Here is a 23,670-nt window from a genome sequence, read left to right as displayed (position 1 = left end):
GGCGTAGAGCGAGATGAGCAAGTTTGCCCTGAACACCGCGCTCCCCCGCTACCTGCGGGTCGAGCAGGAGCGCGTCGAGGCCGCGGCGCGTGAGTATGGCCTCGATTTCTTTCCGACGATCTTCGAGATCCTGACGTACGACCAGATGAACGAGATCGCGGCGTACGGCGGTTTCCCGAGCCGGTATCCGCACTGGCGGTACGGCATGGAGTACGAGCAGCTCTCGAAGAGCTACGAGTATGGCCTCTCGAAGATTTACGAGATGGTCATCAACAACAACCCCTCGTACGCCTATTTGCTCGAGGGCAACTCGCTCACCGATCAGAAGCTCGTGATGGCCCACGTGTACGGGCACGTGGACTTCTTCAAGAACAATTTCTGCTTCCGCTCGACGGACCTCGACCAGAAGGGCACCGTCATCGATCCGGTGCGGAAGACGAGCTCGTACGACCCCGATCGCCGCTGGATCGACAAGATGGCGAACCACGGCGCGCGCGTGGCGCGGCACATCGAGCGGCACGGCATCAACAAGGTCGAGGATTTCATCGATCGGTGCTTGTCGCTGGAGAACCTCATCGATCCCTGGCAGCCCTTCTCGGGCCGCGCGGCGACGAGGAAGCCGGACGAGGAGGAGGACGAGACGCCGGTCGAGGTCCCGCGGCTCCGGGCGAAGGAGTACATGGAGTCCTTCATCAACCCGGAGGAGTACATCGAGGCCAAGAAGAGGCAGCTCGCGAGGGACAAACCCGAGCGCAAGGTCCCCGAGCGGCCGGAGCGTGACGTGCTCGGCTTCTTGCTCGATCACGCGCCGCTCGAGCGCTGGGAGCGCGACGTGCTCGAGGTCATCCGCGACGAGGCGCTTTATTTCGTGCCGCAGCGCCAGACCAAGATCATGAACGAGGGCTGGGCGGCGTACTGGCATTCGAAGATCCTCACGGAGAAGATCCTCGACGCCTCGGAGATCATCGATTACGCCGACAACAACGCGGGCGTCATGGCCACGGCGCCGGGCCGGCTGAACCCGTACAAGCTCGGGGTCGAGCTCTTCCGTTACATCGAGGATCGCTGGAACAAGGGCCGCTTCGGCCGCGAGTGGGAGGAGTGCAACGACCTCGACGCGAAGCGGAGCTGGGACATGCGCCTCGGCCTCGGCCGGCAGAAGATCTTCCAGGTCCGCGCGCTCTACAACGACGTCACGTTCATCGACGAGTTCTTGACCCCCGAATTCGTGCTCGAGCAGAAGCTCTACACGTTCGGTTTTTCCGGGCGCAACGACCGGTTCGAGATCGAGAGCCGCGCCTTCCGCGACGTGAAGGAGAAGCTGCTCTTCTCGCTCACGAACTTCGGCGACCCGTACATCCGCGTGATCGACGCGAACCACCAGAACCGCGGCGAATTGCTCCTCGAGCACCAGCACGGCGGCGTGGACCTGCGGGCCGATTACGCGCGCGAGACGCTCGTCTCCCTGGTCCGCTGCTGGAAGCGGCCCGTCGCCGTGGCGACGCGGCTCGACAACAAGCCCGTGCTCCTGCGTTACGACGGCAAAGAGCATTCGATGACCCCGTACAAGTTGTGATGAAAAACGTCCCCCGCTGGGGCAGCGCGCTCACGCTCGTGATGCTCGCCGCCTGCGGCCCCGCCACGTCGCCTCCTCCGCCACCTCCCCCGCCGCTGCCTCCTGCCACTTATGGAAGTGCTTCCGGAGCTGCTTCCGTAACCACTTCCGTAGCCGCGCCCGCGCCCGCGCCCGCGGCGCCACCTGCGGGATCCGGTGTCCCGCTCGACGCGCCCGTCTCCACGGAGGAGGCCGCGCAGCCGCCGCCGCCCAAGCTCTCGCGTGGGACGGCCACGCCCGCGGACAAGGCGCTCGCCGAGGGCGACCTCGCCCTCGCGCAGGGCGATTTCGTGGCCGCGGAGAAGGCGTACCAGAAGGCGAAGACGCTCGCGCCGAAGGATCCCGCGCCGGTCGTCGGCCTCGTCCGCGCCCGCCTCTCGGCCGAGGACGCGCCCGTCGATTACGGCGCCGCGCCCTCGCACCCCGGCCTCCTGCGAGCCACGAAGGACCTCGAAGCGGCCCTGCAAAAAGAGCCCTCCTACGCGCCGGCCCACCTCGAGCTCGGCCGCGCGTTGCTCGTCCTCGGCCGCGCCGAGCCCGCGCTCGCCGCCTTGCGCAAGGCCAAGGACCTCGCGCCGAACGACGCCGAGGCCCACTCCGCGCTCGGCGTCGGCCTCGTCGCCACGGGAAAACTCGACGACGCCGTCCGGGAGCTCGAGCGCGCCGCCGAGCTCGAGCCCGGCGTGGCCGAGCGGCAAACGAACCTCGGCACGGCCCTGCTCGCGCTCGGTCGGCGGGAGCAAGCCGTCCGCGCCTACGAGCGCGCCGCGCGTATCGCCCCGAACGACGCCCGCGTGCAGAACGACCTCGGCACCGCGCTGCTCACCCTGAACGACACCGATCGGGCCATTCGATGCCTGGAGACGGCCGTCCTGCGGGATCCGCGCCGCGCCACGTACCGTTCGAACCTCGGTTATGCGATCGCGCAGAAGGGCGACCTCGAGCGCGCGAAGGTGATCTACCGCGAGGCGCTCGCGCTCGATCCGAAGCTCGTGAGCGCGTGGGTGAACCTCGGCAACGCCCTCGCCAAGCAGCGAAAACTCGCCGAGGCGCGCGAGGCGTACGAGAAGGCCGAGGCCCTCGATCCCGAGGATCCACGCGTCAAGGCCGTGCTGCTCGAGCTCTCGGCGATCGAGAAGGCGAACGCGCCGGCCGCTTCGCCGGACAAACGCTGAGTCACCCCTCCTCGCACGCCTTTTTCGTCACCGCGTGGCGGAACGTGAACATCTTCTCGAGCTTCCGCCGCGCGAACGCCCCGCCGAACAGGGCGCCGAGCGGGCCGAGCGGGAGCGCATAATCGATGTGGTCGACGAGGAAGGTCCCGCCTTCGCCGTCCGGCTCCATCGTGTGCGTGTGCACCCAGCGGGCGAAGGGGCCCTCGACGACCGTATCCTGGAACATCCGACCTTTTTCGTAGGCCGTGTGCACGGCCACGAGGCGCTGCTTGATCGGCCCGATGTACGTCTCGATCACCGTGCGCGCGCCCTCCTCCAGCCCGCCGCTCCGTTCGAGGATGCGGGCATGCTCCCACGGCGGCATGAGCATGCGCAGCGCGTCCGGGCGCTCGTGGAAGGCGAAGACCACCTCGGGCGGGGCCTGGATCCGGGTTCGTCTCTCGAAGATGGGCACGATCCTGGTGATATAAGACGGGATTCGTTCGCCGGCAAAGGCTTGACCCGGGCGGGCTTTGGCGCTTGGATGGCCCCGTTCTGGACGACGACCGAGCATGACCATCGACGCAGACGACATCGTGGCCGTGGGCGGCAGCCTGGAGCCGCGCGTGCTCGTCGAGGCGTACCGGCGCGGGGTTTTTCCCTGGCCGATCGACGGGCTCGATGTGCTCCCCTGGTTTTGCCCGAAAGAGCGGGCGATCCTCGATTTCTCGCAGATCCACCTCTCGCGCAGCCTCCGCCGCGAGATCCGGAAGACGCCCCTGCGTTGCACGGTGGACCGGGCCTTCGACGCGGTGATCGAGCGCTGCGCCGAGGTCCCGCGGCCCGGGCAGGACGGCACGTGGATCACGCCGGAGCTCCTGGACGCCTACAAGGCGATGCACCGGCTCGGCTTCGCGCACAGCGTCGAGGTATGGGACGAGGCGGGCGCGCTCGTGGGCGGCATTTATGGCGTCTGCGTCGAGGGGTATTTCTCGGCCGAGAGCATGTTCCACCTCGCGCCGAATGCCTCGAAGATCGCGCTCTTGCACCTCGTCGAGCACCTGGCGAAGGCGGGCTGTGATTGGATCGACATCCAGGTGATGACGCCGCACATGCAGGCGCTCGGCGCCGTCGTCCTCTCCCGCCGGCAGTTCCTCGAGCGGCTCGCCCGGACGCGGGTGATGGGGCTGCGCCCGTTTGGGTGAGGGCGCCTCCAGATCGCCCGAAACCCCCTTGACACCCGGCCGCTCCGCAGATACTTCGCACACGAAACATCCGTGGCGGCCTCCCTCCCTCCCGATACCAAGCCCGAGGTGGATGCGATCGTCGAGACGATCATCTACCTCTACACCGAGTCGCGGCGCCTGACGAAGGGCATGGCCGCGCAGTTCGGGCTCACGGGCCCGCAGCTCACCGTCATCAAGCTGCTGGAGGAGCTCGGCGATCTGTCGCTCTCGTCCTTGTCGGAGCGCATCCGGGCCCAGAACAGCACGGTGACCGGGATCATCGACCGCATGGAGCGCGAGGGCCTCGTCAAGCGGGAGCGCTCGACCACGGATCGGCGCGTCGTTTACATCCGGCTGAGCGAAAAAGGCGAGAAGCTCGCCCGCGAGATCCAGGTCGAGCCCATGGAGATCTTCCGGAGCGCGCTCACGGTGCTGTCCGAGGACGACCTCGGGCATTTGCTCCGGATCCTGACCAAGCTGCAAAAACGCGTCGTCTCGCACGTCGAGGGCCGCGTATCCGAGGCCGAGGGCACGCCCCGAGCGGGGGAGGAGAAGGATCGATGAAGGAGAAGCCGTCGTACACGGGCGAAGCGAAGAAGCCTGGCGCGCGTGATCCCGATATCTGCGTGGTCACCTGCGCCGTGACGGGCGTGCTCGCCAATCGCAGGCAAAACCCGGGCATCCCGTACACCCCGGCCGAAATCGCCGACGAATGCAGACGCGCCTACGACGCCGGCGCCTCGGTCGTGCACATCCACGCCCGCAACGACGACGGCTCGCCGACCTTCTCCCCGGCCGTCTTCGCCCGCATCAAGGAGGAGGTCCGCGCGCGTTGCCCGATCATCCTCAATTTCTCGACGGGCACGATCCTCGAGGACGTCTCGGATCAATGCGCGTACATCCGGGAGAGCAAGCCCGAGATCGCCGCCCTCAACATGGGCACGATGAACTACGCGAAGTACTCGCCCAAGCGAAAGCAATTCGATTTCGACATGGTGTTTCCCAACACCTATTCGAAGATCATCAAGCTGCTCGAGGCGATGAACGAGGCGGGCGTGAAGCCCGAGCTCGAGTGCTTCGACACGGGGCACACGAATGGGATCGCGCCCTTGCTCGACATGGGCGTGCTCCGGCCGCCGCTCCAGTTCTCGTTCATCGTGAACGTGCTCGGGGGCATCCCGGCGCACGTCGAGTCGCTCCAGCTCCAGACGAGGATCATGCCGGCCGGCTCGGAGTGGGAGGTCATCGGGATCAGCCACGGCGCGTGGCGCATGATCGCCGCGGCGCTCGTGCTCGGCGGCAACATCCGCTGCGGGCTCGAGGACCACCTTTATCTGCCGAACGGCGAGATGGCGACATCGAACGGCGCGCTCGTGGAGACCGCGGTCCGGCTCGTGCGTGACGTGGGCCGGCGGCCGGCGACGGTCGAGGAGGCGCGGGAGATCCTCTCGCTCGGAGCGCCCCGATGACGGCCCGCGCGTATGGAATGATCGAGGTCGCCACGAAGGAGAGCGGCGCCCTCTGGATCACCCTGAAAAACCCGGCCCGAAAAAACGCGATCGGGCCGGCCATGGTGAATGAGTTGCTCTGGGCGCTCGAAGACGCGGCGAGCGACGATTCCGTGCGTTCGATCGTCCTGACGGGCGCGGGCGACGCGTTCTGCGCCGGCGGTGATTTCGCGCAGATGACGTCCGGCGCCTCGGGCAACGAATTGCCGCCGAAGGGTGATTACGCGGATCTCCTGCTCGCCATCACCCGCTCGCCGAAGCCGCTCGTCGCGCGGGTGAACGGGCACGCGATGGGCGGCGGGCTCGGGCTCGTGGCGGCTTGCCATTTTGCCGTCGCCGCGCGGGGGGCGAAGCTCGGCACGCCCGAGATCAACGTCGGCCTGTTCCCGATGATGATCATGGCCGTGCTCGCGCGTGTCGTGCCGCAGCGGCGCCTGCTCGAAATGATGCTCTTCGGCGAGCGGCTCGACGCCGACGCCGCGGCGGCGATCGGCCTCGTCGGCAAGGTCGTGGACGCGGACGGGCTCGACGCCGAGGTCGCGCGGATCACGCAGCAAGTCGCGAGCAAGAGCCCGATCACGGTGAAGCTCGGGCTCGAGGCGTTCGCGGCGCAGGCCGATCTCGCGCTCGCGGACGCATTGCCGATGCTGCGCGAGCGGCTCGGCGCCGTGCTCTCGACGGACGACGCGCGGGAAGGCCTGATGGCGTTCCTCGAGAAACGTTCTCCCAGGTGGACGGGGAAATGACCCATGGACATGCGTGAGCTCTTGAAGGACCTCGAAGCCCGGCGCGCCGAGGTGCGCAAGATGGGCGGCGAGGACAAGGTCGCGAAGCAACACGCCCGCGGCAAGCTGACGGCCCGCGAGCGGCTCGCCGCGTTCTTCGACGACGGCGTCCATTTCGAGGTCGGCATGCACGGCACGCAGATGGGCCTCGCCGCCGGCGACGGGAAGGATCGCCCGCCCGCCGACGCCGTGGTTTGCGCATTCGGCAAGGTCGACGGCCGCATGGTCTGCGCCGCCGCCTATGATTTCACGGTCAAGGGCGGCAGCATCGGCCATACCGGCGAGGAGAAGGTCACCCGATTGCGCCAGATGGCCCTGCGCGGGCGCTGGCCCATGGTGTGGTTCATCGACTCGGCCGGCGCGCGGATCGACCCTGGATCGAGCCACCCGGACGCCATTTCGCTCTTCGCCGGCAGCGGCCACCTCTTCCGCGAGCAGGTCGTCATGAGCGGCGTCGTGCCTCAGGTCGCGGCCATGGTCGGCCCCGGCGCCGCGGGCACGGCCTACATCCCGGGCCTCGCCGATTTCGTGCCCATGGTGAAGGACATCGGCTCCATGGCCCTCGGCGGCCCGCCGCTCGTCAAGGCCATGACCGGCGAGGACATCTCCGAGCAGGAGCTCGGCGGCTCGAAGGTGCACTCCACGAAGAGCGGCGTCGGCGACGGCGAATACAAGAGCGACGCCGATTGCATCGCCGCGATCAAGAAATACCTCTCGTATTTCCCCTCCCATTGCGAGGAGGAAGCGCCGCGCCTGCCCGCGACGGATCCGATCGAGCGCCGCGAGGAGTCGCTGCTCGATTTGCTCCCCGAGAACCCGCGCAAGGCGTACGACATGTACAAGCTCATCGCGGCGATCGTGGACCACGGCGAGTATTTCGACATCAAGCCGCGCTTCGCGCGCCAGATCATCACCTGCCTCGCGCGGATCGGCGGACAGAGCGTCGGCATCGTCGCGAACCAGCCCAATCACATGGGCGGCGTGCTCGACGTCGACTCCTCCGACAAGGCCGCGCGGTTCATGCAGATCTGCGACGCCTTCAACATCCCGCTCGTGTTCCTCCAGGACGTGCCCGGCTTCATGATCGGCTCGAAGGTCGAGCACGAGGGCATCATCCGGCACGGCGCGAAGATGCTGCACGTGATGAGCGCCGCCACGGTCCCCAAGGTCACGGTCGTCGTGCGCAAGGCTTACGGCGCCGGGTATTACGTCATGTGCGGACGCGCCTACGAGCCGGACCTCATCGTCGGATGGCCGACCGGCGAGATCAGCGTGATGGGCCCCGAGGGCATGCTAGGTATCGCCGCGCGTAAGCTCTTCGGCGACGCCCCGCCGCCGCCGGAGCTCAAGCAGCAGATGATCGACATGATCCAGAAGAACATCGACATCATGAAGGTCGCAGGCTGGGGCCTCATCGACGACGTCATCGACCCGCGCGACACCCGGCGCGCCGTCGCCTGGGGCCTCGAGCTCGCGCGGCACAAGCGCATCGAGCGCCCCTTCAAGAAGCGCGGCATCATCCCCGTTTGAGGTCGATGCTCCCTCGGACCGACAGCCGCGTCGTTCGGATGCAAACGTCGCGGGCTCCGCGTCGGGGAGCCGCCGATGCTGCCGCCGTCACGCGCTTGGCGTCCCCGCAACAAATACTGTCGGTGTCTACCCGACCCATGCTAGGGTGAAACGTCGGCGCAGATCTTGGATAGAGGTCTACGCTGCCCTTGGTCGCCGAAGCATCTCTCCGCCCGGACAACAGGGCTGACCGTGAGGAACCGATGAACAACGAGCAGAAGCTTCTGGTCCAGAAGACCTTCGAAATGGTCGCGCCGATCGCGGACACGGCCGCCGCGCTGTTTTATGGCCGGCTCTTCGAGGTCGATCCGTCCCTCAAGCCCCTCTTCCGGGGCGATCTGAAGGACCAGGGCAAGAAGCTCATGTCCACGCTGAAGGTGGCGGTCCACGCGCTCGATCGCCTCGACGCGCTCATCCCGACCGTCCAGGCGCTCGGTCGCCGCCACCTCGCTTACGGTGTGCGCGACGATCACTACGACACCGTCGGCGCCGCGCTCCTGTGGACGCTGGAGAAGGGGCTCGGCGAGGCGTGGACGCCCGAGACCAAAGAAGCCTGGACCACGGTGTACAACGTGCTCGCGAAGGTCATGAAGGACGCGGCGAACGAGGTCGCGCCCCTCTCGCTGCGCACGCCGCTCTCGCGCCGCGGCAGCGCGCACCGTTTGCCCGCGGTCAAGCGCCCCTCGTACCGCCCGCCGATGGGTCGCCCGTCCATGCCGCCCGGCTCGCGTATGCCGGCCTCGATCCAGGCCCTCTACGGCGGCGCGAGCTCGCAGGCGGCCCCGTCCTCGAAGAGCGGCTCGGCGAGCACGCGCCTGCCCCGCATCTCGAACCCGCCCACGATCACCTGAGCACGTTCGCCTCTCGTCTCCGCCCCGCCGCGCGCTTCGTGTTGCGCGGCGTGGGCCTCGCCATCGGCCTCTTCGCCCTGCTGAACCTCGCGGGCGAGGCCCTGCGTCCTCCGTTCGACACCACGCACACCTGGCTCGGCGACGCGGACCTGCCGCGGCCCATTTTCCGCGCCCTCGAGCTCGCGGCGGCCGTGACGCTCGTCTGGCATGCGGCGCGGCCGATCCGCCCGGCGTGGGCCCGCGTCGGCGGGGCGATCGTGCTCGGGATCGGGGCCACGCTCGCGGCGCTCGACGTCGCCACGTTTTACGGCGTCCTCGCGCGGGGCGTGATCCGCGGCCCGGCGTTCGTCCCGGCGTCCCTCGTCGTCCTGGTTTGTCTCGCCGCGCTCGCCGTGAGCGTGTCGAGGGAGCGCGCCGACCGGCCTCCGTGGACGCGCTTTCGTGCCGTCGCGTGTGCGGCCGTGGCGGCCTCGACCTTCGTGGCCATGCCGCTGCTCCTCATGGTCACCCTGGGGCCCACCCGGTACGAGCGGCGCGCGGACTGCGCGATCGTGCTCGGGGCGCGCGTCTTCGACGACGGCACGCCTTCGCTCGCGCTCTCGGACCGCGTCGACGAGGGGATCCGCCTCTACCAGCAGGGGCTCGTCCGGGCGCTCGTGATGAGCGGCGCGGTCGACGAGCACAATGGTTTCTCCGAGCCCGAGGTGATGCGCGCGCGCGCCGTCGCGGCGGGTGTGCCGGAGGCGGCGGTGATCCTCGACGAGGAGGGCGTGACGTCCTCGTGGACGGCGCGGAACGGGGCGCTCTTGATGCGCCGCCACGGGTTCGTCCGGGCGATCGCGGTGACGCACTATTACCACGAGCCGCGGGTGAAGATGCTCTTCGAGCGCGCGGGCGTCTTCGTGTACACGGTGCCCGCGCGCATGAGCCGGCGGCTCCTCAAGGAGCCGTGGTTCATCATGCGCGAGGTCCTCGCGTACTGGCACTCGTTCCTGCTTCAGTGAGCCACGCGCGCCGCGCGCTCGCGGGCGTGACGCGGCGCGGCTCCCCATGGTACGAGGAACGACGGCCCAGGGGATCGGGCGCGCGAGGGCGTCATCGACACGGCAAGGCTCACGCCCGGCACGGTGCTCGGGCAGAAGTACCAGATCATCAAGCGCCTCGGCGCGGGTGGGATGGGCGAGGTCTTGCTCGCGAGTGACCTCGCCCTCGATCGATTCGTCGCGATCAAGATCCTCCGCCCCGAGCTCTCCTCGCTCCTCGAGACCGACGCGCGTTTCCGCCGCGAGGCGCGCCTGCTCGCGCGCTTGAGCCACCCGAACGTGGTCGTGGTCCACGCCTTCGGCAGCGCGTCGGCCGAGCTGCACTACATCGTGATGGAGTACGTGCGCGGCGAGTCCCTCGACGAACGCCTGCGCCGCGTCGGCTGCCTCGAACCTTCGCTCGTCGGCCACGTGATGGCCCAGGTCGGCAGCGCCGTCGCCGAGGCCCACCGGAGCGGGATCGTCCATCGTGATCTGAAGCCCGGCAACGTGCTCCTCACGTCCCTCGCGGGGGACGCGTGTTTCGTGAAGGTCGTCGACTTCGGCGTGGCCAAGGCCTTCGGGCTCGACGGCGGCCCCGAGCTCGCCGTCGACGGCCAGGTGAGCGGCACACCCGCGTACATGGCGCCGGAGCAGATCGAGGCGAAGGACGTGGACGGGCGCGCCGACATCTACGCGCTCGGCATCATGGCTTGCGAGCTGCTCACCGGCGCGCGCCCGTTCGATGAGACCGGCGGCCTCGCCGGCCTCTTCGCCGCGCGCCTCGAAGGCGCGCTCACCCTGCCTTCGCGCCTCCGCCCCGATCTCGGCATCCCCGCGGGGATCGACGCCGTCATCGGCCGCGCGCTCCGGAAAAACCCCGGCGAGCGTCACCAGACCGTCGAGCACTTCATGCACGATCTCTTGCGCGAGCTCCGCTCCCTCGGCGCAGGCCCGGCTTCCGTCGCCGAGTGGTCCGCGGGTTCGTCGCCGTCCGGGCCGATCGAGCTCTCCGAGACCATCGTCGTTGGCGCCGATGCGACCCTCGCGCCCTTGCCCGGCGCGACCACGCTCCTCGACGGCGCGTCGCGGCCTTTCCCCACGGCCGTCGGCTCGGGCGCGTGGGCGCGGCGCGAGGCCAAGGACGCGCGGCTCGTCCGCAGCGCGACGGTCCTCTACGTCGATCTCTCGCTCGGCGCGCTCGACGCCTCGGTGGATCTCGAGGAGCACCTCGACTGCCTCGCGGTCGTCGGCGCGCGCCTCGAGCAGGTCCTCGCGCGTCACGGGGGCGAGCCCATCGGGCCCTTCACCGAGCGCGCGCTTTGCCTCTTCGGGCCCGAGGGCGCCGCCGAGAACGACGCCGAGCGCGCCCTCGACGCGGCCCTCTCGCTGCGCGCCGCCCTCGGCGCGCTCTCCTCGGATCCCACGTTCCCGCCCTCGTTCCGGCTCGGCGTGCGCTTCGGCATCGACGCTGGCCGCGTCGTCTCCACCCAGCCGCGTGCCGGCGGCGTCCCCTTCCTCTCGGGCGCGCCCGTCTTCGAGGCCCGCAACCTCGCGCGCGCGGCCGCGCCCGGCGAGGTCGTCGCGACGCACGCCGTCCTCCGCCGTGTACGTGGCCTCTACGAGACCCCGAGCGCGGGCGCCGACGTGCCCGGCCGCCGCGTCGCCTCCAAGAAATCGACCGCGTACCTCGGGACGAACGAGATCCACGGCGTCCGGATCTCGCTCATCGGCCGTGACGAGGAGCTCTCCGTCCTGCGCGCCGTCCTCGCGCAGGCGCGGATGGAGCGGCGGCCCGAGGTCCTCGTGGTCACGGGGCCCGCGGGCGTGGGCAAGAGCCGGCTCTGCATGGCGCTCGTCGAGGAGCTCGAGGAGCGCGAGGGCGAGGCCTACTTCTTCGAGATGGGCCGCTCGACCCCGGCGGGGCAGGGCCTGCCGTACGAGCCCTTCCTCCAGGCCATCCGCCACCGCGCGCGTGTCGTCGACGACGACGGCCCCGAGCAGGTGCGCGCCAAGCTCGACCACTACATCCGCCGCTACTGCGCCGTCGATCCCACGACGCTCGGCGAGGCCGAGATCGAGCTCGGCCGTCGGCTCGGCGCGTTGCTCGGCGTCGGCGGCGGCGAGGACGTGACCGCGGATCGCGACACCGTGGCCGGCGACGAGGCGCAAAAGAAGGTCCTCTTCGACGCCGTCGCCGAGGCCTACCGCAGGCTCGCGACCCGCACGCCGCTGCTCTTTTTGCTCGAGGATTTCGAGTGGGCGACGGCCACGACGAAGGCGCTGCTCGGCCACGTGATCGAGCGGCTCGCGGGTTGCCCCGCGCTGTTCGTCCTGGTCCACCGCGCCGAGGGCGCCGCCGCGCCGGATGCCTCGTTCCTCCGAGATCCTTCGCCCGTCGTCACGCTCCCGGTCGAGCCGCTCGACGACGAGGCCTGCGAGGCGCTCATCCGGCACGTCCTCCGCGCGCTCATCGACGTGCCCGCGGGGCTCGTGCGGCAGATCGCGGCGCTCGCGGGCGGCGTGCCGCTCATCGTCGAGGAGACCGTGCACCAGCTCGTCGACGAGGGCGTGCTCGTCGTCGGCGAGGCCGCGTGGCGGCTCTCCTCGTCGCGGGCGGCGAGCGTGCGCCTGCCGGAGACGCTCGAGCAGCTCCTCCTCGGCCGCCTCGATCGCCTCGAACCCAGGCTCAGCGAGGCCGTGGAGGCCGCCGCCGTCGCGGGCCGCAGGTTCTGGCCGTCGCTGCTCGGCGAGCTCCTCGAAAACCGCTTCGAGCCGCGCCTGCTCGCCGAGCTCGTCCGTCGCGGCATCTTCGCCCCGCGACGCGACGCCATGCTCGCCGGCGAGGTCGATTATGCCTTCACGCAGGCGGCCTTGCAGGAGGTGGCGCAGCGGCGCGTGCCCAAGGCCCGGCGGCGCGCGCTCCACCGGGCCGCGGCGCTCTGGCTCGAGCGCGCGACGGGTGGCTCGCCGGGCCCGCACGACGACCTCATCGGCCACCATTTCCGCGAGGCCGGCGAGCTCGCCCTCGCCCTGCCGTACAAGCGGCGCGCGGCCGAGCTCGCGATCCGCACCCACGCGATCGAGGAGGCCGTCCGGATGCTCGAAGGCGCCCGCGAGATCCTGCTCGACATGCCCGCCTCATCGATGGACGAGAGCACGCGGACCTCCGAGCTCCTCTCCCTCACGGGTTCCCTCGTGCACGAGCTCGTGCTCGCCGGCAGCCTCGCGCGTGCCCTCGAGGTCGCCGACGACGCCCTCGCCCGCGCCGGCGACGGGGCCACGTTCGCCGACGCGAAGGCCCGCGTCGCCATCGAAAAAGGCTGGGCGCTCGAGCACTCGGGCAGGTACGCGGACGCGCGGGAATCGTTTGTCCAGGCAGAACAATGGCTCGGCGAGGACGAGAGCCTGCTCGCGCTCCGGGCGCTCACGGGCGCGATGGGGGCGAGCGTGCACCTCGGGGATCATCGCGCCTCTGCCGAGCGCCTCCGCCGCGTGCTCGAATCCCACGAGAGGGCCGAGGCGGCCACGCGCACGCAGGAATGGGAGCGGGCCCTCTCCTCGGCCTACCGCGTCCTCGGCAACGGGTCTCTGCACACGGGCCGATACGACGAGGGCGAACCCACCTATCAGCGGGCCATCGAACGCGCGATGGCGGCGAACGCGCCCGTCGAGGCCGTCGACGCCTACAACGGGCTCGCCGCGCTCCATTACTTCCGCGGCCGCCTCGACCTGGCCGAGTCCACCTGGCGCGCGGCGCTCGAACAAACCGAGCGCTGGGACCTCGTCCAGCACCGCTCGGTCATCCTGAGCAACGTCGGCGAGCTCGAGCTCGCCCGCGGCGACGCGCGCGCGGCCGCCCGCACCCTCTCCCGCGCGAAGGTCCTGCACGAGCGCCTCGGCTCCTTGCGTGGCCTCGCCGAGGCGCACCGCGCCCTCGCCGAATGCCACCTCCTGCTCGACGAGCTCCCCCTGGCGAGGGAGCACGCCGAGCGCTGCATAGAGCTCGCCGACCGCGTGAGCTCGCCCTACATGCGCGGCACGGCCCGCCGCACGATGGCGCGTGTGCTCCACGCGAGCGCGAAGGGCGACGGCGCGGCGCTCGCCGAGGCTCACCGCTTCCTCGACGAGAGCATCACCCTCTTCGAGGCGGCGAACATGGGCAAGCTGGCCGAGGAAACGCGGGCGCTCGCGGCGTCGTTATCGGGCTGAGGGAGGGAGGCGGGCGCGCGTCGTGTCAGGCGCGCCCGCTCGGGGTGGGATCACAGATTCGACGGGTCGCTGAGGACGGGGGCGACAGGCATCGGGTTGAGGTCGTCTTTGTTGTCGCCGAGACTGATTGGACCGGCCGAGTTCTGCACGATGATCGCGTGCTCCGCGGTCTTCTCGAATGTGTTCTTCGTGAAGCTGCTCGCCGCGGCGCCATCGAAGAGCGCGGCCGCGCGGGCGTTCCCGGAGAACGTGTTGAACTCGACCTGCGCGCTCGCGCCGGCGTACACGCCGAGCCCGTCGCCGATCTTGGCGGCCTGCCCGTCCACCGTCACCTCCTCCGCGATCGTCCCGCTGATGCTCGGGTTCTCCCAGAGGAGCGCCCGCGCATTGGAGGTCACGCCGATCCCGAGGAAATGGTTGTTCTCGATCCGGTTTTGCTGGATCACGATGCCCGGCGCCGCGTCCGGGACCGCCTCGACCGAGCCCGCGCCCGATTGCAACCAGATCCCCGCCCCGCGTTTCGTCGCGTCCGCGTTGCCGATCACCTGGTTATGCAGGATGAGCCCGCGCGCAAGCTCGCCCGAGACGAAGATCCCGACCCGATCGTTGCCCTCGATCACGTTCGCGGACTCCGGATTCGAGTCGCCGATCGTGAAGTACGCCTCGCCCAGCTCGGCATCGCTGACGATCCGGATACCGTCCGCTTGCCCGCCTGCGCTCCGGGCCCTCGTGTGTTTCACCTCGTTCTGCACGATGATCGCCCGCGAGCCGAGGATCGTGATGCCCGCATCCGTGTTCTCGGAGATCTCGTTGTCGACGAGCGACACCTGGTCCATCGCGCGCTGGACCCAGATCCCGGCGAAGGCTCCGTTCTGCACGATGATGCTCCGCTCGACCTTCGCCCCGGCGGCGTCGACGTGCACCCCGGCGCCCTCCGATTGCACGATGATCGTCCGCTGGACGATGATGCTCCCCTCGTCCGTGGCCATCACGCCGTGGCCGTCCGTCTTCGCCGCGATCGCGCCCTCGATCCGCGAGGCCAGGATCGTGGCGCCGCCCTTCTTCTGCACCCAGATGCCCGCGCCTTGCGGCTTTTGCACGATGATCCCGCGCAGGACCACGCCCGCCGCGCCCTCCACGTTGATCGCGTAGGGCGACGGCGCCTGCACGATGATGCTCGCCCGGTTCGGATCCTCGGTCTCGTCCACGCCGAGCACCTGCACGGCCTTCGTGATGCTCAGGTTCTCCTCGTACGTCCCGGCGTCGACGAGCACCGCGCCCCCCTCGGCCGAGGCGTCGATGCCTTGCTGGATCGTCGCGAAGGGCCGCTCCTTCGACCCGTCCCCGTCCTGCGCTCCGCAGGCCGCGGACACGTACACCGCGCCGCTCGTGCCCTCGGGCTGCGAGGCGTACTCTCCGCTGCAGGCCGGCGACGCGTCCGGAGCCGCGACGCCGCAGCCCACGAGCGGCAGGGCCGCGAGCAATGCAGCCACGTTCGCGAAGTGCAATCGATTCGTCATGATCGTCCTCCCTTTCACGGGGGTCTCTGAAGATCTCGCGGGGCACGGGGGGACCCACGCGCCACGTAGGAGCTGTGACCTCCGCCAAGAATGATAAGAAGGTCCGATTATAGGTGCGGACGCCCCGCCTCACAAGGCGGCTGCAGGCCCGCGATCGACGCGCCCACCTTCGCCGCCTCTTTCGCCGGACATCCGAGCCAGCCCGCGAGCTTCCCGGCCGGCGGCAGGCCCCCCTCCGCCTCGATCGCCGCGAACACCTTCTCCACCACGTCCGCGCGCACCGCCCGCGGCCCGAAGACCGGATATCCCACCGCGGCGTGCAGCTCGGGCGCCCCGAGGCGCGTGATCGGCATCGACACCACGCTCGGCAGAGGCGCCCGCGGCCCCTTTTCGCCCGCGAACGCAGCCACGAGCGCGCTTCGCTTCGTGAGCGCCGGCCCCTTCAGCATCGCCGGCACGTACACGACCCGCGCGCCCACCACGATCCCCGCCGCCGCGAGTTTGTCCCTGTCCTCCGGCGCGAGCTCCGCGATCTGCGCCGCGGCGTCCTCGGCCTTCGCCGTCCCGAGCCCCTGCTCGAGCTGATACAAAAGTCCCCGCGCCGCCGCCCCGATCCCGCGCGGCGCCTGCGCCCTGAGCGGCGCGCATAACTCCTCCACGAGGTCACGCGCGAACGCCACGAGCCGCCGCGTGATCCGCGCCCGCGCCCCCGCGCCGAGCTCCTCGAGCGGCGCGAGCTTCACGTCCGGCAAGAGCAAGCTCGAACCCCGCACGAGCCGCCCGAGCTCACGCCCGTCCTCGAACGTGATCCGCCCCGAAGCGTCGACCACGATCGACCCGTGCCGCGCCGAGACGACCGCCTCCACCCAGCGCGCCTCGTCCGAAGACGCCTCGCCCGCCTCCCGCGCCACGGGCGCCCGCAGCGCCGCGAGCTTGCCGAAGGGGTTTGCCTTGTCCAAAACGCGCTTCTCGGCCGTGGTGAGCGCCTTTTTCGGCGCCCCGCCCGGCGCCCGCGCCTTCGTCTTGCCGCCGCTCTTTTCGACGAACCGCTGCACCAGCCGCTCGTGCAGCGCGTCGCTCAGCCGGTCCTCGATCGCCGCCGTCCGCTCCTGCCACGCCGCGGGATCCTTCACCCAGCGGCCCTGGTGCGACACGTACGTCCACGTCCGGATCGCCGAGATACGCGCGATGAGCGTGTCGATGTCCCCGGCCGGATCGTCGATCTCCTCGACCCGCTCGCCCATCCAGGCCTCGTCCAGGAAGGCGCGTGTCCCGGTCAGGTGCGTGAAGATCTCGGCGAGCAGCGCGCAATGCGATTCGAAGAGCAGCTTGCGATAATCGGGGATTCGACAGACCTCCCAGAGCAGCTCCACCGCCTCGCGGCCCTGCGCCCGCGCCCGGATCGCCGGATCCTGGCCGAGCCGCGCGAGCGCCGCCGCGTCCTCCGCGCTCTCCTGCAGCACGAGCGAGCGCCGCCCCGGCGAGCGCTTGAGCGACGAAAGGAGCGCCTCGACCGAGCTCGTGTCGAGATCCGCGTTTCGCCAGACGAGCCGCCGCACCGCGGGGAACCGGTGCGCCTCCACGGCGCTCGCCAGCCCCTGCGGCAACGTGACCGGCAGCAGCGTGCCGAACGAACCATCACTCGTGTATCGCCCGGCCCGCCCGGCGATTTGCCCGATCTCCGCGGCCTCGAGGTCCCGGACATCGCGGCCGTCGAACTTGCGCAGGGCCGCGAACGCCACGTGTTTCACGTCGAGGTTCAGCCCCATCCCGATGGCGTCGGTCGCGACGATGTACTCGACCTCGCCCGACTGGAACATCGCGACCTGCGCGTTCCGCGTGCGCGGCGACAGCGCCCCGAGCACCACGGCCGCGCCCCCGCGGCTCGCCCGGAGCCGCTCGGCGACCTCGTAGACCTCCTGCATGGAAAACGCGACGATCGCGCTGCGCTGGGGCAACCTCGCGAGTTTGTCGGCCCCCGCGAAGGCGAGCCGGCTGAGGCGCGGGAACGTCTGGATCCGCGCCGCGGGCAGGAGCTCGGTGATCATCGGCTGCATGGACGCGGCGCCCATGAACCAGGTCTCCTTCGTGCCGCGGGCGTGCTGCAGGCGCTCGGTGAACACGTGGCCGCGTTGCGGATGCGCGGCGAGCTGGATCTCGTCGACGGCGACGAACTCGACGTCGAGGCCCTTCGGCATGGCCTCGACCGTGCAGACCCAGTAATCGGGGCGGCGCGGGATCCGCTTCTCCTCACCCGTGACGAGCGCGACGCGCGCCTCGCCGAGCCGCGAGGTGATACGATCGTAGACCTCGCGGGCGAGCAGGCGCAGGGGCAGCCCGATCATGCCGGAGGCGTGCTCCAGCATGTGCTCGACGGCCCGGTGTGTCTTGCCGGTGTTCGTCGGGCCGAGCACGGCTGTCACCGCGGAGCCTATCATCGCGGGGCGAGCGTAGCGCGGGGCGGGGCAGACGCACGCGAGGGAGCGGGAGCATCGGCGCGTGGTCGATGTGGCTCCCGCGTCCCTCGTCCGAGGTCACTTCGGCGCGTTCACGCAGGGGAACGGGATGCCGGATCCATTGCCGCCCCAGCGGATCGAGCCGCCGGCCGCGTCGCGCGTGACTCCGATGGGGAAGACGCGGCACGCATTCTCGTCGGTCTCCTTCTTCAGCCGCACCACGACCGCGGCTTCGATGACGTGGTGCGTGAGCACGCCCGTGATCTTGTTCCGGACCGGCTCCCATTGGTCCGAGATCACGCGCGCGCCGAGCACGACCTCGTTGTCCCAGTCGGGTTTGTCGTCGACGAGCTTGACGATCTGCGGCGCGAGCTTGGTGTTCTCCGGGTGCTGCGACGGGGCGAGCTGCGCGCCGTATTTCGTCAGATACTCCTTCTTGGCGCCGGGCTCGACCTTCACCTCGAGCGTCCCTTCGGCCACGAGCGGGTCGGTGTCGCGGGAGGCGCCGCAATCCAGGCTGACGATCACGCGGACGGTGTTGTCGCCCTCCTTCAGCTTGGGCACGACGAGGGCGTTGAAGTCACGAATGGCGCGCGTGTCCCCGTCCGCCTTGGTGAAGGTCACGGTGGAGGCGGTCGTGAACGGCACCTCGAGCTCGCCCGTGAGGCTCGCCATGGTGCGCGTCTTGTTGGCCGAGAACTTGGCGAGGTCGAACGAGGGGACCTGCGAAGGCGGCTTGCCGGCGTGCTCGCCGTTCACGTCGACCCGCATGATGTGGCGCGGATCGCTGCACTTGGGCATCAGGTTGTGCGGCGACTCCTTCGACCAGAAGCGGCCATAGAGCGGGCCGCCGAGCGTGTACGCCGTGTAGACGCTGCTGTCGTCGGCGCCGTCCTTGGGGATGGGCTTCGACGAGAACACGACCTTGCCCGCGTATTTCTGGTGGAGCGGGCCCTCCCAGGCGCCGGGATCGGCATAATCGCCGTCCCCCGGCGCGGCGGGGGCGTCCTTCGGCTTGTCGCTCGCCCCACCGCTGTCGCTGGAGCCCCCTCCGATCTGCGCCAGCAGAGACACGCACCCCGTGAGGCTGAGCGCGCTCACCAGCAAGAAAAACCTGACCATGTTCATGAGGATCTCCCGACACCGCGCCGCGGCTTCCCGGAATTGCAGGGCGTTCGATTACGCAGGCTGATCCTGGAAGTCAAGCCTCGATGGGGTCAGGGAGCCGCGAGCAAGTGGTCGATCGCGGCGTCGAGCTCGGGGTCGACGCCGTCGCGGAAGGCCGCGGCGGAGAGCGTGACCTCGATGTCGGGGATGATGCCCACGCCGTGGAAGACGCTCTTTTGTGCGTCCGCGTGCCGGATCTCCAGCCCGGTGAACGAGAGCGCGAACTGGCCGGGGAGCTGCACCCCGGTGATGTTTCCGTCGGTCCCGGCCGTCCCCCGGCCGACGACGGTGGCGCGGTTCGCGTCGACGAGGGCGAGCGAAAAATGCTCGGCGGCCGAGAGCGTCCCATTGCCGACGAGCAGCACGAGCGGGCCCCCGTACGAGGGGGATTCGAGCGGGCCGAACGTATCGGCGAACTCGTCGATCGTGACGTCGTCCGGCCCCGTGCGCATGGCGACGCGGAAGATCGCGCCCGACCACGGCCCCGGGATCACGCGTTGCGCCACCTCGGCGAGGTTGACGCCCGGGAAACCACGCATGTCCAGGATCAGACCGTCGGCGGCCCCGGCTTCCGTGAGGGCCGCGTTGAAATCGGCCATGTCGTAAAGGATCTCGCCCGTCAGGTTGATGTAATAAAGCTTCGGCGCCCCGAGATCGGCGAGCCAGCCGGCGGGGCGCAGCGTGGGCGTGAATCCGACGGCGCCGAAGTCCGCGAGCGGCTGGGGCTGGAACTGGAGGGTCTTCATGCCGCCGTCGGGGTCACGCAGGCCGAGCTCGATGGGCTTCTGGAGCTGCTGGACCTCGTACGAGGCCACGACGAAGCGATACGCGTCGGTGGCCCCCGACGAGCGCGCGAGCTCCGTCGTATACCAGTCGGCCGCGGGCACGCCGTCGATCGACACGAGGGTATCCCCTGGCTCGACGCCCACGGCGAGCGTCTGGCGCACGACGGCCTCGCCGTCGATCCACTCGAGGTACGAGGGAAATGAGCCCGCCGGCTTGGTCACGTAATCGCGGACCAGCGTATGGCTGTCGTCGAGCGCATTGCCGAAGCGGCGCAGGAGGTTCCGGACGACGGGGCGCTCGGGCGGGGTCTGTCCGAGCGTGCCGAGCGTCTCCACGAGGCGCTCGTCGATGACGTCGGGCACCACGTCGAAGTAGGGGAAAAAGGTCCGCGCCGCGCCGTGCGCGACGACGAGCGCCGCGCGCGCCGTGCCGAGGTCGACCTCGGGCGGTTGCCTCTTGTTGAAGGGCGACACGCTCTTCTGCTCGGGCCGCTCCGCGGGCAGCGGCGTGATCGGCGCGGGCGCCGCGAGGCCCTCGATCTCGTGCACGATACACGCGGGCTCGGCCATCCGGCGGTCGGCGGGGATCGTGTCGGGGACACGTCGCCCGTCGGGCAGGATCAGGTCGGCGATTCGATAGGTGATCCCCGTCGGCCCGATCCCTTGCCACCGCGCCTCCGCGACGTCGGCGCGCAGGCCCTCGCCGACGATCGTCGCGCGCCCGGCGAGGCGGAGCGAGAGGGCGAGCGAGGCGGCCTCCGGCGCGAGCCTCTCGCTCGTCAGGAGGGCGAGCTTTCGTTCGGCGCTGCTCGCGGCGGGGATCGGGTCGTCGTCGACCTCGGCGATCGTGTTCTTGTACAGATTGGTGGGGGTGAACTGCTCGTCGGTCATCCCGTAATGGCGCCGCACGCGGCGCGCGAGGCGCGGCACGGGCGCGGCGAGGGCCTCGGCGACCGCGACGTCGAGCGCCTCGCGGAGGCCGGGCGCGGGCGGCAATCCACGCAGATCGACGACGATCGCCGTGACCTCGGGCGGCACCTCGACCGGGCCTGCGCCGGGCCGGACGAGGGCGACGTCGCCGTCCACGATATCGACACGCGCGACGTCGAGGGAGGACGCGGCGACGTTCGCGGGCAGGGCGCAGGTGATCCCGGGCAACGCGCCCGCATAAGGCGCGAGGTCCAGCGCCTCGAGCCCGTCCGCGGGGAGGAGCGCCGCCGCGAGCGCCTGGTCCGCGTCGGCGTATTCATCGACCGGCCCAAAAAAGCGCACGCCGGCGTGCGCCGCGGAGAGGTCGACCGGCAGGGGGCGCGCGCCGGGAGCGCCGGGGGCGACACGCGCGCAAAAGGCCTCCGGCGGGAGCTCCGGCGCGGGTTTCGGGGAGCAATCCAGCGAAAACCCTCCGCCGCTCCCGCCGTTCCCGCCGCCGCCGCTCCCGCCGTCGCCGCCCGCGCCGCCGCTCCCGGTCGAGGAGCTCGTGCTGCTGGAAGGAGGCGTCGAGGAAACGAGCTCGCAAGCCGTGAGGAAGAGGGAACCGAGCAGGAACAGGGAAGTTCGCATGCGGAACGGTAGGCGCACTTGCATCGTGATGGCAAGCCTTCCTACCGGAGCGGGCATCAACGGACCACAAAAGGATCCCGATCCGCCTCGCTCACCACAATCGAGAGCCCCGGCAGCGCGGCGGAGATCCGCTCCCCGATCCGCGGGAGCACCACTCGTTCGCTATTCGAATGCAGCGCGCACACCACGGTCATGCCGAGCTTCGCCGCCCGCAGCGCGTCGTGGTGCCGCATCTCGCCCGTCAGGTAGAGCTCCGCGCCCTGCGCGAGCGCGTCCTCGACCATGTTGCCCGCGGCGCCCGCGCTCACCGCCACCTTCCGCGCCATCCCCGCCTGGGGCCCCGACACGAGCAGCGCCTCGATCCCGAGCCCTCGCTTGATCCGCTCGAACAGCTCCTCCCGCGGCGCCGGCGCGTCGAGCTCGCCGATGCGCCCGAGCCCGAGCGCCTCCCCCTCCGGCGCGGGGCCACATTTCGCGCCCGGCGCGCGCATGGGCCGGCGCGCGGGCAGGCCGCGGCCGAGGCCGAGCACGTCCGCCAGGAAATCGTTCGTCCCGCCCTCGGCCACGTCGAGCGCCGTGTGCGGCGAATAAATGGCGATCCCGTCCCGGATCGCCTCGAAGATCGGCCCCGGCGCGACGACCCGCTTCATCGCCTCGAAGATCGGCGGGTGGTACGAATAAACGAGCTCCGCCCCCTTCTCGCGCGCCTCCGCGGCCACGGCGGGCGTGTAATCGATGCAGAGCAGCGCCGCGCGGACCTGCGCGCCCGGATCCCCCACGAGCAGCCCCACGTTGTCCCAGCCCTCGGCGAGCCTGAGCGGGGCGATCGATTCCAGCACGGCGAGCACGTCGGAGAGGCGCATCCCCCGCTCTTATCACGTCCTCCGGCCTGGCCGAAAGGGGGTTCTCAGGCGCGCCGTTCGCGTGTAAACTCCCGACCATTCTTCGTAGCGGGAGGACGCTTCCATGGGATACGAGATCGCGCAGGTGGCCCGGAACTACGAGCGGATGCAAGGCCGGGAGATCTCCTACAACGAGATGAAGTGCAACCAGTTCGTCGTCGCCGTGTTACGCGCCGCGGTGAACCCCAGGTTCCCGTACATCCTGGCGAACGATTTTCCGAGCTCGCCCTATTTCCAGAAGGTGAACGACCCGCAGGCCGGTGACCTCGTCCACTGGTCCGGCCACATCGGTATCGTGCTCGACCCGGATCATGGCACGTTCATCGGCTCGCAGACCTCGACGGGCGTGGCGGAGGCGAACTACAAGAAGGGCTACTGGAACGGCGACTACGGCGGCAAGAAGCCCGACGCATTCCTCCGGTACACCGGTTATTGATCCCCGCATGACGCGCCGCGCGATCGACGCCGATCTGAAGAGCATGATCGACGACGTCCGCGCGGGGCGCCCCGTCTCCGATCGCGCCTTCGACCGGCTCTTCCCCGAGCCCATCCGGCGCGTCTCGTCGCGCTTCTGGACCCCGCTCGTCGTCGCCCGCAAGGTGAGCCGCCTGCTCGCCGAAGAAGGAGGCCCCGTGCTCGACGTCGGCGCCGGCGTCGGCAAGCTCTGCATCACAGGCGCGCTCACGACCGGAGCGGTATTCCACGGCATCGAGCACCGCGCCTCCCTCGTGCAGACGGCGACGGAGGTCATCGACGCGCTCGGGCTCACGGGCAGAGCCGAGGTGCGGCAAGGGACGCTGGACGATGTCGACTGGGAGGCATACCGGGCCTTTTACTTCTGCAATCCATTCGAGGAGAACATCTTCCCGGAGGCGAGGCGCCTCGACGACGCCATTCCGCTGACCGAGGACCGCTTCCGAGACGACACGGCGCGCGTGACGGCGGCGCTCGACGCGGCGCCCGTCGGGACGCGGATCGTGACGTTCCACGGGCTCGGCGCGCGCGTGCCGGCGACGTATCACAAATACCCCGAGCGGACGGCGGGCACGACGTTCCTGAATCTGTGGATCAAGGTCGAGGCCGGCAGCGCGGGCGGGGAAGGGACGTTCGACGGGTGGATCGCGGGGCGGTGAGAGGGTGTTCCGCAGGCGTCGTTGGCCCAGCCTCACCCCCCAACCCCCTCTCCGCACAGCGGCTGAGCATGGGTCTTGTCTGGCAGGCGCAGAGCCGGGGCGCTGCCCCGGACCCCGCGGGGGCTACGCGCCCCTCGACCCGCGCCAGGGCAAGCCCTGGACCGGGGGTTGAAAAACTGCGCTCCGCGCAGTTTTTCAAACAGGC

18 protein-coding genes are annotated in these 23,670 nt (G+C 70.1%); 12 read left to right on the top strand and 6 right to left on the bottom strand.

Annotated elements, in window-relative coordinates; translation table 11 throughout:
* The first annotated feature begins 13 nt into the window (after nucleotides 1–13).
* Both GF068_RS06225 and GF068_RS06220 read left to right on the top strand, forming a co-directional pair.
* Nucleotides 14–1,576 (top strand): SpoVR family protein, encoded by a 1,563-nt coding sequence (locus tag GF068_RS06225; protein ID WP_153818425.1) that lies wholly within the window; start codon nucleotides 14–16, stop codon nucleotides 1,574–1,576.
* The gene (locus GF068_RS06220; protein ID WP_153818424.1) at nucleotides 1,576–2,790 is read left to right on the top strand and encodes a tetratricopeptide repeat protein; all 1,215 of its coding nucleotides are present in this window, start codon (nucleotides 1,576–1,578) and stop codon (nucleotides 2,788–2,790) included. Before GF068_RS06225 ends, GF068_RS06220 begins: the two co-directional genes overlap by 1 nt.
* Before the next feature lies 1 nt (nucleotide 2,791).
* Here the strand turns inward: GF068_RS06220 and GF068_RS06215 are convergent, their stop codons facing one another.
* Nucleotides 2,792–3,244, bottom strand: coding sequence for an SRPBCC family protein (locus tag GF068_RS06215; protein WP_338046247.1), 453 nt, complete (start codon nucleotides 3,242–3,244; stop codon nucleotides 2,792–2,794).
* 97 nt (nucleotides 3,245–3,341) lie between these two features.
* Between GF068_RS06215 and aat the strand changes: the two genes are divergently transcribed.
* From aat to GF068_RS06175, 8 genes are all read left to right on the top strand, one after another.
* The gene (gene aat / locus GF068_RS06210; protein WP_153818423.1) at nucleotides 3,342–3,974 is read left to right on the top strand and encodes a leucyl/phenylalanyl-tRNA--protein transferase; all 633 of its coding nucleotides are present in this window, start codon (nucleotides 3,342–3,344) and stop codon (nucleotides 3,972–3,974) included.
* Nucleotides 3,975–4,046: 72 nt separating this feature from the next.
* A complete protein-coding gene (locus tag GF068_RS06205; protein ID WP_338046246.1) occupies nucleotides 4,047–4,559 on the top strand; it encodes a MarR family winged helix-turn-helix transcriptional regulator in 513 nt (170 codons plus the stop codon).
* Complete coding sequence (locus tag GF068_RS06200; RefSeq protein WP_153818422.1) at nucleotides 4,556–5,464, top strand: beta-keto acid cleavage family enzyme; 909 nt, start codon at nucleotides 4,556–4,558, stop codon at nucleotides 5,462–5,464. The genes GF068_RS06205 and GF068_RS06200 overlap by 4 nt, the downstream gene beginning before the upstream one ends.
* Nucleotides 5,461–6,249 (top strand): enoyl-CoA hydratase/isomerase family protein, encoded by a 789-nt coding sequence (locus GF068_RS06195; RefSeq protein ID WP_153818421.1) that lies wholly within the window; start codon nucleotides 5,461–5,463, stop codon nucleotides 6,247–6,249. Before GF068_RS06200 ends, GF068_RS06195 begins: the two co-directional genes overlap by 4 nt.
* A gap of 3 nt (nucleotides 6,250–6,252) precedes the next feature.
* The gene (locus tag GF068_RS06190; RefSeq protein WP_153818420.1) at nucleotides 6,253–7,818 is read left to right on the top strand and encodes an acyl-CoA carboxylase subunit beta; all 1,566 of its coding nucleotides are present in this window, start codon (nucleotides 6,253–6,255) and stop codon (nucleotides 7,816–7,818) included.
* A 242-nt stretch (nucleotides 7,819–8,060) separates the two neighbouring features.
* A complete protein-coding gene (locus GF068_RS06185) occupies nucleotides 8,061–8,708 on the top strand; it encodes a globin family protein (protein ID WP_153818419.1) in 648 nt (215 codons plus the stop codon).
* 38 nt (nucleotides 8,709–8,746) lie between these two features.
* Complete coding sequence (locus GF068_RS06180; RefSeq protein ID WP_170319328.1) at nucleotides 8,747–9,712, top strand: ElyC/SanA/YdcF family protein; 966 nt, start codon at nucleotides 8,747–8,749, stop codon at nucleotides 9,710–9,712.
* A 123-nt stretch (nucleotides 9,713–9,835) separates the two neighbouring features.
* Nucleotides 9,836–13,942, top strand: a complete 4,107-nt coding sequence (locus GF068_RS06175; RefSeq protein WP_153818417.1) for a protein kinase domain-containing protein — start codon at nucleotides 9,836–9,838, stop codon at nucleotides 13,940–13,942.
* A 50-nt stretch (nucleotides 13,943–13,992) separates the two neighbouring features.
* On the opposite strand, the gene GF068_RS06170 is transcribed toward GF068_RS06175, so the two are convergent.
* From GF068_RS06170 to GF068_RS06150, 5 genes are all read right to left on the bottom strand, one after another.
* Nucleotides 13,993–15,462: a right-handed parallel beta-helix repeat-containing protein gene (locus tag GF068_RS06170; protein WP_153818416.1), complete on the bottom strand. Its 1,470-nt coding sequence runs from the start codon at nucleotides 15,460–15,462 to the stop codon at nucleotides 13,993–13,995.
* A 107-nt stretch (nucleotides 15,463–15,569) separates the two neighbouring features.
* Entirely contained in the window at nucleotides 15,570–17,900 is a 2,331-nt protein-coding gene (locus tag GF068_RS06165) for a helicase-related protein (protein ID WP_153818415.1), read from the bottom strand.
* Between the two features lie 96 nt (nucleotides 17,901–17,996).
* Complete coding sequence (locus GF068_RS06160; RefSeq protein WP_153818414.1) at nucleotides 17,997–19,046, bottom strand: hypothetical protein; 1,050 nt, start codon at nucleotides 19,044–19,046, stop codon at nucleotides 17,997–17,999.
* Nucleotides 19,047–19,135: 89 nt separating this feature from the next.
* Nucleotides 19,136–21,430, bottom strand: coding sequence for a S41 family peptidase (locus GF068_RS06155; RefSeq protein ID WP_153818413.1), 2,295 nt, complete (start codon nucleotides 21,428–21,430; stop codon nucleotides 19,136–19,138).
* Nucleotides 21,431–21,486: 56 nt separating this feature from the next.
* Nucleotides 21,487–22,293 (bottom strand): Nif3-like dinuclear metal center hexameric protein, encoded by an 807-nt coding sequence (locus tag GF068_RS06150; protein ID WP_153818412.1) that lies wholly within the window; start codon nucleotides 22,291–22,293, stop codon nucleotides 21,487–21,489.
* Between the two features lie 103 nt (nucleotides 22,294–22,396).
* Here GF068_RS06150 and GF068_RS06145 point away from each other — a divergent pair, with 103 nt between their 5' ends.
* A complete protein-coding gene (locus GF068_RS06145; protein ID WP_153818411.1) occupies nucleotides 22,397–22,768 on the top strand; it encodes a hypothetical protein in 372 nt (123 codons plus the stop codon).
* A 7-nt stretch (nucleotides 22,769–22,775) separates the two neighbouring features.
* Nucleotides 22,776–23,465, top strand: a complete 690-nt coding sequence (locus GF068_RS06140; protein ID WP_153818410.1) for a class I SAM-dependent methyltransferase — start codon at nucleotides 22,776–22,778, stop codon at nucleotides 23,463–23,465.
* Nucleotides 23,466–23,670 lie beyond the last annotated feature (205 nt).

This window comes from Polyangium spumosum, assembly GCF_009649845.1.
Taxonomy (GTDB): Bacteria; Myxococcota_A; Polyangia; order Polyangiales; family Polyangiaceae; genus Polyangium; species Polyangium spumosum.
The sequence above is the reverse complement of the archived record's forward strand: the minus strand, read 5'-3'. Positions and strand labels throughout refer to the sequence as shown.